This window comes from Paenibacillus melissococcoides, from assembly GCA_944800085.1.
GTDB lineage: Bacteria > Bacillota > Bacilli > Paenibacillales > Paenibacillaceae > Paenibacillus_B > Paenibacillus_B melissococcoides.
Genome location: CALYLO010000001.1, coordinates 645,001 through 662,226, shown reverse-complemented (window position 1 = coordinate 662,226; position 17,226 = coordinate 645,001). Strand labels below are relative to the sequence as shown.

The 17,226-nt window shown below is 51.4% G+C and carries 9 protein-coding genes, 11 tRNA genes, 2 rRNA genes and 1 pseudogene (1 of these 23 only partly in view); 2 read left to right on the top strand and 21 right to left on the bottom strand.

All coding sequences use genetic code 11. The features are described from left to right. Position 1: 1 nt before the first annotated feature. On the bottom strand, positions 2–2,512 hold the full coding sequence (locus OCY70_RS03115) for a non-ribosomal peptide synthetase (RefSeq protein WP_213429174.1): 2,511 nt from the start codon (positions 2,510–2,512) through the stop codon (positions 2–4). A 255-nt stretch (positions 2,513–2,767) separates the two neighbouring features. Between OCY70_RS03115 and OCY70_RS03110 the strand changes: the two genes are divergently transcribed. Then, positions 2,768–3,505: a LytR/AlgR family response regulator transcription factor gene (locus OCY70_RS03110; RefSeq protein ID WP_213429173.1), complete on the top strand. Its 738-nt coding sequence runs from the start codon at positions 2,768–2,770 to the stop codon at positions 3,503–3,505. A 429-nt stretch (positions 3,506–3,934) separates the two neighbouring features. On the opposite strand, the gene OCY70_RS03105 is transcribed toward OCY70_RS03110, so the two are convergent. The 6 genes and pseudogenes from OCY70_RS03105 to OCY70_RS03080 form a co-directional block, all read right to left on the bottom strand. Continuing rightward, a complete protein-coding gene (locus tag OCY70_RS03105; RefSeq protein ID WP_306433952.1) occupies positions 3,935–4,099 on the bottom strand; it encodes a hypothetical protein in 165 nt (54 codons plus the stop codon). Positions 4,100–4,863: 764 nt separating this feature from the next. Further along, positions 4,864–4,945, bottom strand: a tRNA-Leu gene (locus tag OCY70_RS03100). Between the two features lie 14 nt (positions 4,946–4,959). Further along, positions 4,960–5,036 (bottom strand) — tRNA-Arg (locus tag OCY70_RS03095). A gap of 6 nt (positions 5,037–5,042) precedes the next feature. Then, positions 5,043–5,117: transfer RNA gene (locus OCY70_RS03090), tRNA-Gly, on the bottom strand. A gap of 231 nt (positions 5,118–5,348) precedes the next feature. Next, the gene (locus OCY70_RS03085) at positions 5,349–6,368 is read right to left on the bottom strand and encodes an asparaginase (protein ID WP_213429172.1); all 1,020 of its coding nucleotides are present in this window, start codon (positions 6,366–6,368) and stop codon (positions 5,349–5,351) included. Between the two features lie 40 nt (positions 6,369–6,408). Further along, a pseudogene (locus OCY70_RS03080) lies at positions 6,409–8,390 on the bottom strand (beta-galactosidase trimerization domain-containing protein). Positions 8,391–8,507: 117 nt separating this feature from the next. Between OCY70_RS03080 and OCY70_RS03075 the strand changes: the two are divergent. Then, positions 8,508–9,380, top strand: a complete 873-nt coding sequence (locus OCY70_RS03075) for a helix-turn-helix domain-containing protein (RefSeq protein WP_213429171.1) — start codon at positions 8,508–8,510, stop codon at positions 9,378–9,380. 61 nt (positions 9,381–9,441) lie between these two features. On the opposite strand, the gene OCY70_RS03070 is transcribed toward OCY70_RS03075, so the two are convergent. The 14 genes from OCY70_RS03070 to OCY70_RS03005 all read right to left on the bottom strand — a co-directional run. Beyond that, complete coding sequence (locus OCY70_RS03070; protein WP_213429170.1) at positions 9,442–10,134, bottom strand: MFS transporter; 693 nt, start codon at positions 10,132–10,134, stop codon at positions 9,442–9,444. A gap of 54 nt (positions 10,135–10,188) precedes the next feature. Further along, positions 10,189–11,877: a ribulokinase gene (gene araB, locus OCY70_RS03065; RefSeq protein WP_213429169.1), complete on the bottom strand. Its 1,689-nt coding sequence runs from the start codon at positions 11,875–11,877 to the stop codon at positions 10,189–10,191. Between the two features lie 15 nt (positions 11,878–11,892). Continuing rightward, the gene (locus tag OCY70_RS03060; RefSeq protein WP_213429168.1) at positions 11,893–13,002 is read right to left on the bottom strand and encodes an MDR/zinc-dependent alcohol dehydrogenase-like family protein; all 1,110 of its coding nucleotides are present in this window, start codon (positions 13,000–13,002) and stop codon (positions 11,893–11,895) included. Positions 13,003–13,199: 197 nt separating this feature from the next. Then, entirely contained in the window at positions 13,200–14,318 is a 1,119-nt protein-coding gene (locus OCY70_RS03055) for an ROK family transcriptional regulator (protein ID WP_213429167.1), read from the bottom strand. A 239-nt stretch (positions 14,319–14,557) separates the two neighbouring features. After that, positions 14,558–14,633 (bottom strand) — tRNA-Lys (locus OCY70_RS03050). Between the two features lie 3 nt (positions 14,634–14,636). Next, positions 14,637–14,711, bottom strand: a tRNA-Glu gene (locus OCY70_RS03045). A gap of 17 nt (positions 14,712–14,728) precedes the next feature. After that, positions 14,729–14,805: transfer RNA gene (locus OCY70_RS03040), tRNA-Asp, on the bottom strand. 56 nt (positions 14,806–14,861) lie between these two features. Then, positions 14,862–14,935 (bottom strand) — tRNA-Met (locus tag OCY70_RS03035). A 6-nt stretch (positions 14,936–14,941) separates the two neighbouring features. Beyond that, positions 14,942–15,017, bottom strand: a tRNA-Val gene (locus OCY70_RS03030). Between the two features lie 12 nt (positions 15,018–15,029). Further along, positions 15,030–15,104, bottom strand: a tRNA-Glu gene (locus tag OCY70_RS03025). Between the two features lie 4 nt (positions 15,105–15,108). Beyond that, positions 15,109–15,200, bottom strand: a tRNA-Ser gene (locus tag OCY70_RS03020). A gap of 3 nt (positions 15,201–15,203) precedes the next feature. Beyond that, positions 15,204–15,279 (bottom strand) — tRNA-Asn (locus tag OCY70_RS03015). A 48-nt stretch (positions 15,280–15,327) separates the two neighbouring features. Further along, positions 15,328–15,444, bottom strand: a 5S ribosomal RNA gene (gene rrf, locus OCY70_RS03010). 62 nt (positions 15,445–15,506) lie between these two features. Beyond that, positions 15,507–17,226 (bottom strand): 23S ribosomal RNA (locus OCY70_RS03005); it runs 1,206 nt beyond the window's last position.

Below are 17,226 nucleotides of genomic sequence, written 5' to 3'. Positions count from 1 at the left end.
TTCACACCTCCACGACGGAATGCAAGGCCATGCCGGCCAAATGATCAAATGAATCTCTCATTACCTTCTCCCGCATTCGTTGCGCTTGAAAAGAGAAAACAACGGATACCTCGTCAACCATATCTTCCAATTCCACAACGATGTCAAAATAGGATGTCAAGGATAGAGGGATGCTTTTCAGCGCCTTTTCGTAAATCAAAACAGCCGCCTCTCTCTGGTCCTTCTTCAGCTTTAGCTGATCCAGCTCCTCCAGCTGAAAGGCGTTCTCTCCTTTTTGGATCTCCATCCGGGCAATGTCGACCATCGACAGTTCCACAAGATTTTCCCGCTCCAGCATTGTATTAAGAAGTACGTTCTCGCTATCGTTAAGCTGGGCAAGGATCATGCCATAACAAAAGACGATGTATTCACCGAACGTCGTGTGCTGAGACTTGCAAAGCTCTTTTATTTTTTGCAATGATTCACCCTCAATGACGAAGCGGTACTCCTTAACGCACTCCTTGATCACAGCGCCGCGATCGATGAAGAAATGCGGAGACAGCTCTATGCAAGGAATGCCGAGACTCTTTGGGCTGGAAATGAACTTTGCCATCTTCGCTATCGTTGGATGGGCGAAAAGATCGGCAACTTTGATGTGGCGGGAATACTTGCCCTCCATATGTTCCGCTATCTGGCTAATCATAAGGGAGGTCATGCCCGCTTCAAAAAAATTGTCGTGCACGCCCAGATGAATATCCGGACAGAACGTCTGCCAAATGGCGAGCAATTCTGCTTCCATCTCTTCGACAGCCGGTTCTCGCAGGGCGTGCGGTTCTGAAGAAACGAACAAATTGTTCAATTGCTCGATGGAGGAGTTGAAAGATCCCTCTCTGTACATTTGTCCAAGCGCATATCGTTGAATCTTGCCGCTAGTCGTCTTCGGCATCTCTGTAACAGGGAGCACATAGTCGATTTGCAGCCCCATGATGCCGCTTATTCTCTTTCTCACCTTGGCCGCAATTTCAGCGAATTCCTCCACACTTCGTTTATGCCATATGAAAATAAGCAGCTCATCTCTTTGCAAATCTTGGTTCCATACGCCGCATGCCGCGATTTTCCCCAATTCTATCCCTTTTATTTGCATCGCTACCGTTTCTACGTCAGCAGGATAATAATTTCGTCCATTTACGAACAAAATTTCCTTGGCTCTTCCCGTAATAATAAGCCGGCCATGCAGCATGAAGCCGATATCCCCTGTATTCAGCCACCCGTCGCGGTCCATGATCTCCGCGCTGCTGTCCGGATTGTTATAGTAGCCGGATGTTACATTATCTCCACGAATGTGAACGAAGCCTACCCGGCGTTCCGGCAACGCCTCGTTGTCTTCGCCGCATATTCGAACTTGGCAATGGAGTACAGGATATCCGAGATCGACCAGACTCCAATGCTCTTCGTCCTTCGTAACTTCCCTTATTTCGTCGCCGATAGACAGCCGGCTTCGATCCAACGCAATACTGGTAAGACCCTCATTGACGGGGCAGAACGTAACTGCAAGACTTGCCTCTGCTAACCCGTACACATTAAATAAGCTGGAAGGATGTAAATGGTACTGCTCCATTTGTTCAAAAAATTCCCGGCAAACTTCGGTTGATATCGGCTCTGCGCCATTAAAAATAAGGCGGACGCAGCTCAAGTCCCACTGCTTCTCTTGCCCCCTTCTAAGCGCTTGCAAAAAATATTTATACCCGAAATTAGGAGAGCAGGTAATCGTAATCCGGTGCTCGTTGATTTTGTCAAACCATAATACAGGTCTCCTAATAAAAAGATCAGTCGGAATAAGATACAAATCCACCCTATTGGCGAGAGCGCCCAAGTGGAAGCCGATTAACCCCATGTCGTGAGTCAAAGGCAGCCAGCTTAATGCTTTGTCCTCCCGCACAATTTCTGCTCCGGCCGTGATGGCTTCCAAATTGGCGATCAAGTTGCGATGAGTGAGAACAACCCCCTTCGGATTGCCTGTCGATCCTGAAGAAAATTGAATAAAGGCGATATCGTCCGGATTGGGATAATGAATGCCGGACTCTGTGGATATCGTATCTTCGCCTGTCCATTCCTCCAGATCGAACCCGATATCAATCGCGCGCTCGCGCATTACGTCCGCGGTCTCCATTAGTCCGTTATTCTGAGCATAGCTCTCCAGTGAAGAAATGACCTTGTCGGTTCCGATAAGATGAGGCCGCTGCAGCACGCTCCAAATATTGAAAATCTTGAGCTTATGCTCATTATTATGCCCTACCGTTACGGGCACTGGGATAATCCCCCCCAAAATGCATGCCCAGAATACCGTGATGAACATGTCATTGTCCTCGACTTGCATGAGCAGCTCTTCTCCCGTCTTTATGCCTTTTGACCGGAGCAAGTTCAAGACATGAAGCGCCCGGTTCAACAATTCGGCGTAGGTTACAGTATACTCGCGGTCTCGTCCCGATATATATGTAATCCCGCCCCGGCGGTTCAGAGGATTCATAATCATGTCGACTAAGCTCTTACATTTCATAGGTACATTCCTTTCACGCTTATTAATAATATCTGCTTCGATACCTCCTGATTATTTACATGTTTGTAAAATAAACTATATCATAATCGGATAAAATTGGTGTAAAATGGTTGCAAACTGTCATAAAACGCGATCCAACAACATTTTATGTTAGGTTTTACCAATTAATAAAAACAAATGTTTAGAAAGTCTGCTGCTTGATAGAAGAAGGGAAGCGGAGGAGGAAGTTCTATGTTCAACGTGGCGGTATGCAGCAAAGATAAAGAAGAACATTCGAAGTTCGAACACTTGTTTCACCAACTTGCTTTAAGTACACCTTATACCTTTCATCTCACATTCTTTACGGATGGGAACGAATTGATCCAATATTATAAGAACCATAATCCGTTCCCGTTTCATTTTCTGATTCTGGGGACAGAACCAGAGAGCGGGAATGGAATTGAAACCGCGAGAATCATCCGCTCGCTGCCTGATCGGGATGTGCAGATCATATTTTTAATCAGCAACCCGACATCGATAATAGACTGCTTTGACGTACAGGCGTTCCAATGCTTGGTCAAGCCCGTCCCATGCGAATTGTTTAAGTTGAAAGTGATAAGCCTGTGCAATTATTTGACGGAATCCGTACCTCGATTTTTAATCGTGAAAATAGAAGACGAGCAGTTTGTACTCCGTAAATCGGATATTATTGCGATTATTAAGCTCAAGCATTCCGTCAATAAAAATAAGCTCAAAATTATTGCAACGCAGGAGCAATATGTCGTTACAGGGACATTGCATGAATATTCGGACAAGCTTGCCTATCCTTTTTTGCTCATTCATCGATCCGTTATCGTGAATTTGGAGCATATTCGCAAGTTTTCCAGCGTGTCCGTACTGATGTCCAATCAGGAGGAATACCCGGTTGGACGATCACAGGCCAAAAAGATTCAAAATGCCTTTGCTCGATATACAATCGCCCATTTATAAGATCCGGGCACATGCACGAAAAAGGGCGCCCAACCGTGATCAAACATGACGGAGGACGCCCCTTTTCAATCAAAAGTAAAAAAGTTCTATAGGACTTCATCCCAAAGAACGCTACATTTCCCAGGTGATGACGGAGAAAAGCATCTCCCGCTCCTGCGAGGATGCGGATGAAACGGTGCTGTCGGCTGCCAAAGTCAAAGCAGTGGCTATCGGCAATCCGATGCTCGCTGAAAAGATGCACGTGGATAACGAAATTAGGTCAATTTTTCTCGTATAAAAAATGCGATTGAAAAAATCCCTTCCTTATTGCAGGAAGCTATCCAAAAGAAAAAAGGATGCACGAGCAACTCATTGGAGCTCAAAACGAAGTGGGTAAACTGTTTGAATTCGATGAGAAATTGCAACAAATGGTAGCGCGGCAGTCCGAAATCAATTCGGCCCTGGAGTTTGAGGAAGTGTAAACGCAAGAAAGCGTGATGGACGAGCCATAAAGAGACGAACGGTCTTCTTTTCGTCTTTTAACAAGTACCGCCAAATCTCCACTTGGTATATCAACAAGCGATATGGCATCTGGAAGTCCACATTCGACTGCATTTCCAGCAGCAAATAAAACACGACTTCCTGCCCATTTAACTGTACTCGCTAAACCAGATCCGCTTCCTTGCGTTTAAAATCTTGGAGAACAACGAATGGGGAATTTCTTGAACATTGGTTTCGTCTATACTTTGTACCCATCCTTTATTAACAAAAGAACGGAGCAATTCCACAAACAGTTTCTTGCTGGAAAGCTGGAAGCGATACGACGTATCGTGACGCTGGTGTATAGTTTCCTGGCGTTCATCGGAATGCAATCGTATCCACTCCAATCGATTCTTCCCTTGTTGGGAGTTTTTACGACAAAGAGGAAATGAACAAGCTGTTCGAAGCGCTCGCCGCATTTTACGGGTTACGTCGAAGCGAAGTGGCAGGGTTAAAGTGAGATGCGATTGATTTCAAAAATAAGACCATTACCATTCAAATATACCATGATTGAAACATCCGTGGAAGAGAAACTTATAATCGTGGAAAAGGACCACACCAAAAACAAATCAAGCCATCGCTCCCTTCCCCTGGCCACATCATTTGAAGAGTTCTTTTGCGGTTAAAGGAACAACAGGATCATGATAAACGCCTATACTTAAAGACTCCTGCTATACCTATTACCTCGATTTACATTTATTTTGACAAGCTGGGGAAGCGAATCAAACCTGGATACATTACACAGCATTTTCCCATCGCTCTCGAAAGGCATAGAGTGCGTTAAAATCAAAAAAAGGTCCTTCAGGTTTTTTGATCCCGAAGAACATCATCGCTTGTGCTGGTGCCGGTGAGAGGACTCGAACCTCCACGGTTTCCCTCACGATTTTGAGTCGCGCGCGTCTGCCATTCCGCCACACCGGCCTATAAAGTTAATCTGGCGCGCCCTGAGAGATTCGAACTCCCGACCTTTTGATTCGTAGTCAAACGCTCTATCCGGCTGAGCTAAGGGCGCATCTTCTGGAGCGGACAACGGGATTCGAACCCGCGACCCTCGCCTTGGCAAGGCGATACTCTACCACTGAGCTATGTCCGCGCATCGGCTGTGCAGCCTGTCCATGTCCTTCCATCGCTTGCCGTCGGAGCATGCTTCAAGAAGGACATTTATTAATATAACAGACCAGATATCGAAAATCAATTGTTTTTTGCTGAAAACGATGTTTTTTTCTTAGCTTTCCGTACTTCAATATACGAACAAGAATGGAAAAAACCGCCTTGTCTTCAGGTTATCCCTTCGAACAAGACGGTATAGACTTATACTTTCTTCTTATTTTTTTACCCACTGCAATTTGAACTTTGCTTCCCGCATGCCGACGACCCGGCCATTGTCATTCTTCGTCTCTGGCGGACTGAGCTGCTGCAGACGCTCGATCGTCTCCGCGTTCGGATATTGAATCTCCTTCAAAATATGGGCCACGATGAGCGGCCATTGATCCTCGGAGCCATCCATTACTTTGAAGGCGATCCCCATGCGCTCTTTCCGCAGGCCGAAGCAGTAGATTCCTTTGGCGCCGCCTTTGGCGACGATGTTGTCGTCCTGCAGAAGCGTCGGGCAAATGAGCTGCGTGCCGGATACGTAGAACGGGTACCGGTTCATCAACGTCGTCAGGCGGATGACAGCCGCTCGGACCGTCTCATCCGGAATCAGATCCGGACAAGCAAGCCGCAAGTACAGCGTCGCAATATTGCGAATCGGGAGCGCATAGACCGGGAAGCCGCAGCCGTCCGTCCCCAGCCGGATCTTCTCGACAGGGACATCCGAGAACGCGGACATCAGAGACAGCACCTGCTGCTGAACCGGATGGTCCGGCTCGGCATAGTTGTCCGTCGGCCAGCCCTTCATTTTGCAGAGCGCCAGCACCCCGAGATGCTTGCCCGAGCAATTGTGGTAGATGGAGCGCGCAGGCTCGCCATGGGCGATCAGCTCATCGCGGGCCGCTCCGTTCAGCGGATACGTCGGCTTGCATACGAACTGCGTCTCCGAGATGCCGGTCTTGCGCATGAACGATTCCAGGGCTTCCACATGGAATTTCTGCGCCCGGTGCGATGCCGTCATAAGCACGATCTCCTCGTCGCTCAGCCCGTAACGCTCCGGCACTCCCGCCATAAGCGCAGGCAGCGCCTGAACCGGCTTCGACGACGAACGCATGAAGCTGACATAGTTCTCGTCCCCTACCGTGAATAACGTCTCCCCCTGTTCGTTCACGCCAACCATATGGCCGGTGTACGCGCATTCCAACCAATTGCCACGATATTCTTCTACTAACACTTTACCCAAGTCTACCACGTTGGTTCCTCCTCGTAACTCCGGGATGTCTGTCCTGCTGCTACTCATTATACTCTACGACGACCATTTGGTGGCATTCCAATTGCGGCACGGTAAATTGCACATTGCCCCCGGACACCTTGAATCCGATAGCGGTCATTTGCGGAGCCAGATAGACCCGCTTCACTTCCGTCACCGGCAGCCGAAGCTGCACCTCGATCTGTTGGAGCGGGATAATGTCTTCAATGATTTCGACCCGTTCGCCGCGCTTCACCGGAGAAGCGTAGAGCAAGTGATTGATATAGCGGCGCTCCGCCGCTTGGTGCTGGAGCGTCGTCACGCCCTGGGCGGGCAGCGTCGTCTTCAACGTAATCCGATCGCCGAGCAGGCGGCGGAGCGCGAACAGAACCATTTCCTTCAAAATGAGACTGCCCTTCGTCGCATAATCTTCAAACACGTTCCAGGCGATATAAATCCCTTGCGCGGATTCGACCATGCCCGGACCGCCATCCTGCCCGGAACTCGGCGCATGCTGGTGGGAGCAGAAGCGGAACGCCTGGCGGTTGAAGTACGGGTCCTCTCTTCTGCCGAGCTCGGTACCGTCCGTCAGCTCGATGCGGCGGCCTTCTCCGTACATGACATACGCCGCTTCTCCGAGATTGGCCATGCCATCGCAGAGCGGACGGAAATAATCCGGACGGAACGGATTCGGCCCGATATCGGTGAAGCCGAGAGGCAGCATCTGCCGGGTTAGTTCGACATTCAGGCCGGAACGCCCGGACGCCAGCACTTTGCCCCCTGCAGCCAGGAACGCTTCCACTTCGGCAGAATCACATCCTTCATCACGATCGAGTCCGGGAGAATGAGCACCTTATAGCCGCTCCAGTCGCTTTCGAGGTCGACGATATCGAACAAGATGTTGCCTTCCAGCAGCATGCGGGCCGCGCCCATATCGACTTTGCCGGAATACATGGCTCCGCTCTCCTGCTGCACGCCGGCGGCCTCTACCGTAAGCAGCGCGACATCGGCATGGTTGACCGCGTTCACGCACCATGCTTCCTTGGCCTCCACTTCCGCGTACGCCTTCCCGATCAGCTCATAAGTCGCCCGGTCCATCTGTCCCCCGGGGTGGAGCTGGTCTCCGATCGAGCAGCGGGCGCCGTTCGCCAAGCTTAGCGCGGTCTCATAGCGCAAGGCGTTCGGATGCTTGTAACCGCCGAATTCGCCCCAGAAGGTATGGAACTTCCCGGTCATGCCGAGGAAGTGGAACCCGGTTGGCTGCGCATAGCGGGCAGACAGCGGGAAGTGATCATACCCCCAGCCGCCGGTCGGCAGCGACTCCAGCTCAAGATGAGAGTTCATGCCCATCAGATCGCGGCGCCCTTGATGAATATGGCCCGCGTTATGGAAGACCGGCAAGCCCGGCTTGATCGCGTCGATCGCTTCCCGGATGCGCGCCGTGTAGTTCGCGTAAATGCGGCGGCCGTTCGCGATGACATCTTCCTTGTTATCCGGATCCAGACCGTCCGCTTGCATTTGCTTCAGACAGGTAGTACAGTAGCATATCCGCTTGCCTACAATATCGAGGAAAATGCCGTCGCCGTCATATTTGCGCACCACTTCCTGCACCTGTTCAATGACGAGATCAAGATATGGCGTATTCAGACAAAATTGATGATATCCCGGCTTCATGAAGGAGTCGACCCAGTTCATCCGGTCGGCCTCGTCCCGCATCAGCCATTGCGGCTTCTCCCAGGCGAGCTTCTCATCGAAGCCGACGGACAAATAAATCGGCACCTTGACGCCGATCTCATGCGCCGCTTCAATCTGGGCGCCCAACAGGTCAAATTCAAGCCCCGGATGGATTTCATTCGTTTCCGAAGGGAAGTAGGCCCAGCCGTGATGGCATTTGGCGAACACGGTGATCGAGTCCACATGTCCCAGCTTCAGCATTTCTTGAAAATTCTCTTTAGAAAAATTTCTCCCGATCTCAGAAATATGCTCCGACGTATGGAAATCGAGGTGAACCTGTCTGTAGCGCATAATATCCTCCTATACATGACATTTTCTTGAGATCATTGTATCATCTACGTAGGCGTACGTATTTAAGACAGGTTCCTGTCATTTATACAAAATTCCGGTCATGTGGGAGGATACAAGATGAAACCGCTCAGTGAGGTAAAGCCCCATATCCGCGCGGCGCATATGTACAACTATCGCGGGGCTCCCGAGGAGCAGCGGCGCAGAGGCTACAGCTATGCCTTCCATCTCTTCACGGAAGGCCACGGACATATGATTGTCAATGAGCAGGTCTACCCCGTGGCGAGCGGGAGCCTGATTTTCGTGCGTCCGGGAGAAGGACATTATTTCGTGCCGGCCCCGGGAGACACGATGGATGCCTGCAATATTTACTGCGACCTGTGGTGCGTGCCCCAGCCCAAGCAGCCGACCTTTGCATATCAATGGGATGACTATGATCCCCGGTGGCTGACGGAAGAGGCGCCCTGCTCCGAATTGGATGCGCTGCCGACAAGTATGTCGCTCCGTCCCTACCCGCATCTGATCGAGCTGATCAAGCAAACGCTGGCCGCGTTCAACCGTTCCGGCAAATATACGGCCCAAGCGGTCTCCGCCTGCTTTTACTCGTGGATACTGCAGTGGCATGAAGCCGGCAGCCTGACCCAGACCGCGGATTACCGGATTACCCGCATCCTGGAGCAGATGGAGGCCTGTCCGGAGCGGCGGTTCTCCGTAGATTACTGGTGCAGCGAGTGCGGACTGGAGAAATCGCAATTCTATCGGCTGTTCAAGCAGGAGACCGGCATGTCGCCCAAAGCGTACGCCCTGCAGGCCCGCATGAAAAAAGCGGCCGTCCTGTTGATGGAAAGCCGCCAATCGATTACGGACATCGCGCTGATGCTCGGATACGATTCCATACATTATTTCTCCAACCAATTCTCCTCCGTCTACGGAATCAGCCCGTCATCTTACCGGATGGGCAAAGGCTTTCAAAAGCCGGATCGCTGGTCATAAATGATCGAAGCAGCCCTTCGCCCGCAAGGCGAAGAGCTGCTTTTTCACGCCGGACCATAACTTAAGCGCTTACGATTTCGCTGTTTAGGTTCGGATCGGTCTTCGTTTTTTTCTCATCCGGAAGCGTAACAAAGATCATCATAATGCCAGCCGCGACAAACAGGCCTGCAAAGAGCCATGTTAGTCCGGCGTAACCAAGACTTCCAATGAACAAGGCAACAAGAGCCGGGCCTACGAAAGCGCTTAAACCCGCTCCCAAATTCAAGATGGACATGGCCGCGCCTTTTTCCTCCTTCACGAGAGAAGGAGCGATGGCCGACAATGGCACGAAGCCCGCGAGGCATCCTCCCCACAAAATCCCGATCACTTGCGTCAGCATGATGTTGCCGGCTGCAAGCTGGGGAACATAAAACAGGAAAAGCGTAAAGAAGGCCGAACCTGCGCACCCGAACCACATGACCGTATTTCTCCAGCCGAATTTGTCGCCAATTAAGCCGGTCAGCATCGCTTTTTTCGGCCCCATCGCATCCACGAATAAGCCGGACAGGAAAGAAGACAAGGCAATCGTAACCCCGTATACCGTAAATAAAATGCCTGATTGCTGTACCGTAAGCCCCTGCTCTACCAGATAAGGACTTAACCAGCCCTGCTCCAGTCCATCCCCCATCATAAAAATAAGAACGCCGAGATAGCCCCAAGCAAGGGATGCAGGAATGCCTGCTTTGTCCAGAAAATTCGACCCCTTCAAGTGCATCACTTCTTTCCTATTATCATTTTCTTATTGCCCGTGCTGCGGCTTTTCCGATGTTCAAGGCTTGGCCGCATTTCCCCTCATGACTTCCAATTTAATCGCTTTCAATCTTTTGATTGGACTATCTTCATTGCGGCCGAAGTAGTCGTGCAGTTGGACATATTGGGCATAGAGCTGATCATAAATGTCCCGATGCTCGCCGTTCGGCTCATACGTCTTTTTGATGCCTCCGCCCATCGCTTGCCCGGCCTGCTGGATCGAGTCATAGCCTCCGTGTTGGCTGCCGGCCGCCACCGCTCCCAGCATCGCCGCTCCCATCGCCGTCCCCTGTTGGGTCGCCGCGACATGAATCGGCATGCCGATAATATCCGCAAAAGTCTGCATAATGAACGGGCTTTTTTCCGCAATGCCGCCCGTCGCCACGATTTTCCGGATCGGAACGCCATGCCGCACGAAGTTCTCAATAATCATGCGTTTGCCAAAAGCGACGGCCTCGACAAGCGCCTTATACATTTCCTCAGCCGTGGTGGCCGTAGTCATTCCGAACATCGAGCCTGTCAGATCCGCGTCGACCAGCACGGAACGGTTCCCGTTCCACCAATCGAGAGCGAGTAAGCCGCTGGCTCCCGGCTTGATCTGCGCCGCTTTCTCATTCAGGAGCTCCAGCGCTTTTTTGTTCGCCGCTCTCGCCTCGCGCTCCAAGCGCTCGGGCACGCAATGGTTGGCGAACCAGGAGAAATGATCGCCCAGACAGGACTGTCCGGCTTCATAGCCGTAGTATCCCGGCACAATGCCGTCTTCGCAGAGACCGCTGATGCCTGGCACCTTCACCGCCATCTCGCTGACCAACATATCGCAGCCGGATGTCCCCATCACCATCAACAAAATATCGGGAGTCGTGATCCCGCAGCCGATGACGGCGGAATGAGCGTCGCCTATCCCCACGGCTACGGCAGTGCCTGGCGCCAAGCCGGTCCATGTGGCGCTGTCTTCGGTGATGGCCCCTGCCTTGGTGCCAACAGGAAAGATGGTTCTCGACATTTTGTCGTCAACGACATGCTCCAGTCTTGGATCGAGCGCTTTGAAAAAGGCTTTCGAAGGATAGCCGTGCTGCTTATGCCATATCGCCTTATATCCGGCCGTGCAGCTGTTTCGTTTTTCTTCGCCCGTAAGCTGGAGCGTAATCCAATCGGCCAGCTCCATAAATCGATCGGCGGCTTCGTAAATTTCAGGCGCTTCATTTAAGATTTGCCATATTTTCGGGAACATCCACTCCGATGATAATTTGCCGCCGTAATAGTCTAGAAAGGATTCCCCCCGCGCTTTGGCGATCGTATTCAGCCTGTTGGCCTCCTCCGCAGCCGCATGATGCTTCCACAGCTTCACATAAGCATGCGGATGGCTCTTATAGGCATCCAGCACGCATAGAGGCGTTCCATCCGATTTAACCGGCAGCATCGTGCATTCCGTAAAATCGGTTCCTACCCCGATAATCTGCTGCGGCTCCACCCCAGTCGTTGCGAATATCTCCGCCAGCGTTTTGGAAGCGCACTCGATATAGTCCAGCGGATGCTGCAGCGCCCAATCCGGTCCCAGCCTCGTCACCCCGTCAGGCAAGGTGTGCTCCATCACGCCATGGGGATACTCCATCTCGGCAACGGACCGAATCTCTCCCGTAGCCGCATGAACGAGTATAGTGCGGGCGCTCAACGTTCCGAAATCGATTCCTACCACATATTTTTCCATCTTTGTTCACCCTTTTTAGAACGTGATTGCCACCTTGAAATCGCCGTGTTTGCCAGACGCATATTCGAACGCTTCCTCCCATTGCTCGATTGGGAACTTGCGGGTAACGATGCCGTTTGTTTTCAGATTGCCGTTGGCCATATTTTCAATGACGAACGGGAAGCAATACGGACTTAAATGAGCTCCCAATACGTCCAATTCTTTGCGGTCGCCAATGATAGACCAATCGACGGTCGTAGGCTCGCCGAACACGCTGAACTCCACGAAGCGGCCCAGCTTTCTGATCATGCTCAATCCTTGCGTCACGCTCGAAGGATGCCCTGTCGCCTCGATATAAATATCGCATCCGTATCCGTCCGTCATATCCAGAATGGCTTGAACAACATCCGTTTCTTTCGGATTCAAGACGATATCGGCGCCAAACTCCTTCGCTTTTTCGAGACGATTTTCAATCAAGTCGAGCACAATCAATCTTTTCGGATTTTGCATGCGCGCATACGTAATCATTCCTAAGCCAAGCGGACCTGCCCCGGAAATGACAACCATATCCTCGCACCCGATTTGCGCCCGGTCGACCGCGTGCTTAGAGCAGGCATAAGGCTCAATCAATAGCGCGGACGCCAGGTCCATACCGGCAGGCACCTTGTGAACGACGGCCGTCTTCGGATAGCGGACATATTCAGCCATTCCGCCGTTGTTCTCCCCCTGGAACCAGAAAATATTGTGGGGCTGGCACATCCAATAGTCCCCTCGCTTGCAATATCTGCATTCCCGGCATGGCACAATCTGATCCGCCGTGACCCGATCGCCTGCGGCGAAATCGGTTACATTTTCTCCAACTTCCACAATAGTTCCCAGAAATTCATGACCGGGAATAAAGGGAGGCTTGACCCACTCCGGCTGAGTCTCATCGCCCCAGAACATGGCTGCTCCGTGCAGACATTTCAAATCCCCTGCACAAATGCCGCATGCCTCGGTTTTAATGATGATGTCGTCTGGACCGCATTCGGGCGTAGGGTAGTTCGCTTCAAAGCGATAATCATGTTTCCCATACGCTACAAGCGCTTTCATCGTTGTCGGTACCTTTCTCTTCGCGGCTTCCAAGCTAGAGGACAGTTGATTCATTGATGCCTCCACCCTTCGATAATAAATTACTTTTATTAATGTGTTTTAAAAAAGTACTTAACGCAAGAATAGCCCCTCTGGGCAACCTTGTCAATATGCAAAAAGCTGCAGCACAAAAAACGCATGGAGCCGGCGGAAAAGGAACGAATGATTCCTCCTGCCTAACCCCATGCGTTAAGAGGCAAGCTTCGTTTATTTTAGATTTGATTGATAAACTGATCGATAAACGGCAGAGCCGCCCCGGCCGCGATCGCTTCCGTTTTATAGTTGCAGATGCGCAGAAAGTCAGCATGATCCTCAAACGTATTTCTGGCGGCCACCAGCTTTTTCAATGTATCGATATGATCCTCCATGTACGCGCCGACATAACCGCCAAGAATAATATCGCAGTCGAACAGCATGCGAATATTATTAATGGCGATCGACAGATGCCACAAATATTTCTCCCACAGCTTCAGCTTCTCCGGGTCCCCCTGTGTGACCTGTTCAAAAAATTGAGCCAAACTGGCATCCGCCGTATCGGACAATAAGGAAGCCGAACAGTAAGCCTCCAGACAGCCTTTTTGCCCGCAATAACAAGGCAGCCCGTCCGGAATAATCGTAATATGCCCAATTTCGCCGCTCTTCTGATTTTCGCCCGGGAACACTTTATCGCCGATATAGACAGCGCCCCCGATATTGTTGCTCAACGAAATATAGAAGGCATTTTCCGTGTCCGGAGTCGCCCATATTTCCGAAAAGCCCGCTGCATTCGCATCATTTATCAGGATGGCTGGATAGGGAATGTACTTGGCGAACCGCTCCAGCGTTTCCCCGGTAAAATTAAGAATTTTCCCATAAAAAACGGTCTGATGGTCTTCCGTGATCAAGCCGGGTACACCGATGCCGACGCCCAATATTTTGGATTCATCTATGTTCAACTCCCGGATGTTCTCCTGAATGATGTCCCCCAATAGACGGAAATAGGTGTCCGAAACCTCAAACTTTTGTCTTCTCCGGTTAATATTCATAATATCTCCATTTAAGTCGACGACCACGGTGGTGATATGATTTCTCGTGATGTCCAAGCCAATGGCGACCTTGGCATCGCTGATATATGAAAAGAGCTGCGCGTTCCGTCCCCCGGTATTTCCGATGGTGCCGGTATTCGCAATCAACTTTTGTTTCAATAAATAATTCAAGTTTTGCGTAACGGTCGGAAGACTAATCTGCAAATGGTGGACAATATCCTGCTTCGATAAATGTTGTTGTTGTCGGAGCAGCTTATAAATTCGATTTCGATTAAACTCTTTAATATTTATGGTTTTTTCCTCCATGCCACGATCCCACCTTATTGAACCCCTTTTATAAAAGCAGTTAATTAGCAATTTCCAATTAATCATAATGCCTTTATGCAAAAACATCAATAGGGGGCCAGCAAGCCTCATACAGAACGGGAATAAATTACGGCAATAAAGGGGAATATAGCTGCAGAAGGTCTATCACTTGAGGGCGCGGCATCACGCCAAAATACCAAAAAAGCCTGCGCGGCAGCGCAGACTTGTTGAATACATGCTGGTGAGCCATGAAGGACTCGAACCTTCGACACCCTGATTAAAAGTCAGGTGCTCTACCAACTGAGCTAATGGCTCGCATGGTGACCCGTACGGGATTCGAACCCGTGTTACCGCCGTGAAAGGGCGGTGTCTTAACCGCTTGACCAACGGGCCCCAGCATTGGATAAGGATGGCGGAGCTGACGGGATTCGAACCCGCGTTCTCCTGCGTGACAGGCAGGCATGTTAGGCCTCTACACCACAGCTCCATATGCGATTCATCTTCCGCATCGAAGTTATGTATCAACCGCCGATGGAAAAAGTATTGCGGGGACAGGATTTGAACCTGCGACCTTCGGGTTATGAGCCCGACGAGCTACCGAACTGCTCCACCCCGCGATAATATGGTGGACACTAACGGGTTCGAACCGCTGACCCCCACCCTGTCAAGATGGTGCTCTCCCAACTGAGCTAAGTGTCCATATACATGAAATGGTGACCCGTACGGGATTCGAACCCGTGTTACCGCCGTGAAAGGGCGGTGTCTTAACCGCTTGACCAACGGGCCACGCTGGCGGAGAGAGAGGGATTTGAACCCTCGAGACGCTTGTGACGCCTACACGATTTCCAATCGTGCTCCTTCGGCCAGCTCGGACATCTCTCCGTATGGCTCCCCGAACAGGACTCGAACCTGTGACAACTCGGTTAACAGCCGAGTGCTCTACCGACTGAGCTATCGGGGAATGTAACGATCTCGCAGAATTCACCAGAGACCGATATGTACAGCCTCTGCTTGGCAGCGTCCTACTCTCCCAGGACCCTGCGGTCCAAGTACCATCGGCGCTGGAGGGCTTAACGGCCGTGTTCGGGATGGGAACGCGTGGAACCCCTCCGCCATCGCCACCAAACAGATAAGGTATTGTACCTTAAAAACTGAATGCGAAAGTAAAAATCATCAAATCATCTTAGTTAGGATAAGCCCTCGACCGATTAGTATTGGTCAGCTCCATGCATTGCTGCACTTCCACCTCCAACCTATCTACCTCGTCGTCTTCAAGGGGTCTTACCAATGCGGGAAATCTCATCTTGAGGGGGGCTTCACGCTTAGATGCTTTCAGCGCTTATCCCTTCCGTACTTGGCTACCCAGCTATGCCTCTGGCGAGACAACTGGTACACCAGCGGTACGTCCATCCCGGTCCTCTCGTACTAAGGACAGCTCCTCTCAAATTTCCTACGCCCGCGACAGATAGGGACCGAACTGTCTCACGACGTTCTGAACCCAGCTCGCGTACCGCTTTAATGGGCGAACAGCCCAACCCTTGGGACCTACTTCAGCCCCAGGATGCGATGAGCCGACATCGAGGTGCCAAACCTCCCCGTCGATGTGGACTCTTGGGGGAGATAAGCCTGTTATCCCCAGGGTAGCTTTTATCCGTTGAGCGATGGCCCTTCCATGCGGTACCACCGGATCACTAAGCCCGACTTTCGTCCCTGCTCGACTTGTAGGTCTCGCAGTCAAGCTCCCTTCTGCCTTTGCACTCTTCGAATGATTTCCAACCATTCTGAGGGAACCTTGGGGCGCCTCCGTTACTCTTTAGGAGGCGACCGCCCCAGTCAAACTGCCCGCCTGACACTGTCCCCGAACCGGCTTCATGGTCCCAGGTTAGAACTCCGATACGATCAGGGTGGTATCCCAACGGCGCCTCCACCGAAGCTGGCGCTCCGGCTTCCCAGGCTCCCACCTATCCTGTACAGACCGTACCAAAGTCCAATATCAAGCTGCAGTAAAGCTCCATGGGGTCTTTCCGTCTTGTCGCGGGTAACCTGCATCTTCACAGGTATTAAAATTTCACCGGATCTCTCGTTGAGACAGCGCCCAAGTCGTTACGCCATTCGTGCGGGTCAGAATTTACCTGACAAGGAATTTCGCTACCTTAGGACCGTTATAGTTACGGCCGCCGTTTACTGGGGCTTCGGTTCATAGCTTCGCCTTACGGCTAACCACTCCCCTTAACCTTCCAGCACCGGGCAGGCGTCAGCCCGTATACTTCGCCTTACGGCTTCGCACAGACCTGTGTTTTTGCTAAACAGTCGCTCGGGCCTATTCACTGCGGCCCCCTCGGGCTATTCACCCTACCGGGGCACCCCTTCTCCCAAAGTTACGGGGTCATTTTGCCGAGTTCCTTAACGAGAGTTCTTCCGCGCGCCTTAGAATTCTCTTCTCGCCTACCTGTGTCGGTTTGCGGTACGGGCACCTTCACCTGGCTAGAGGCTTTTCTTGGCAGCATGAAATCAAGACCTTCGGTACTGTCATTTTCCCTCCCCGTCACAGCCCAGCCTTACGGTCAGCGGATTTGCCTACTGACCAGCCTCACTGCTTGGACGAGCATCCATCAGCTCGCGTCCCTATCCTTCTGCGTCCCCCCATTGCTCATAACGGCTACGGTGGTACAGGAATTTCAACCTGTTGTCCTTCGACTACGCCTTTCGGCCTCGCCTTAGGTCCCGACTTACCCTGGGCGGACGAGCCTTCCCCAGGAACCCTTAGGCTTTCGGCGGACTGGATTCTCACCAGTCTTTTCGTTACTCATACCGGCATTCTCACTTGTGTACAGTCCAGCAGTCCTTCCGGTCTGCCTTCAACCCGGTACACAACGCTCCCCTACCACTACCTTACGGTAATCCATAG

Excerpts from the sequence above, each read along its gene's own strand:
- OCY70_RS03105 (WP_306433952.1), bottom strand. The coding sequence starts at position 4,099 with ATGCAGTCGAATGTGGACTTCCAGATGCCATATCGCTTGTTGATATAC.
- OCY70_RS03075 (WP_213429171.1), top strand. The coding sequence starts at position 8,508 with ATGAAACCGCTCAGTGAGGTAAAGCCCCATATCCGCGCGGCGCATATG.
- OCY70_RS03060 (WP_213429168.1), bottom strand. The coding sequence starts at position 13,002 with ATGAATCAACTGTCCTCTAGCTTGGAAGCCGCGAAGAGAAAGGTACCG.
- OCY70_RS03070 (WP_213429170.1), bottom strand. The coding sequence starts at position 10,134 with ATGCACTTGAAGGGGTCGAATTTTCTGGACAAAGCAGGCATTCCTGCA.
- OCY70_RS03055 (WP_213429167.1), bottom strand. The coding sequence starts at position 14,318 with ATGGAGGAAAAAACCATAAATATTAAAGAGTTTAATCGAAATCGAATT.
- araB (WP_213429169.1), bottom strand. The coding sequence starts at position 11,877 with ATGGAAAAATATGTGGTAGGAATCGATTTCGGAACGTTGAGCGCCCGC.
- OCY70_RS03115 (WP_213429174.1), bottom strand. The coding sequence starts at position 2,512 with ATGATTATGAATCCTCTGAACCGCCGGGGCGGGATTACATATATATCG.
- OCY70_RS03110 (WP_213429173.1), top strand. The coding sequence starts at position 2,768 with ATGTTCAACGTGGCGGTATGCAGCAAAGATAAAGAAGAACATTCGAAG.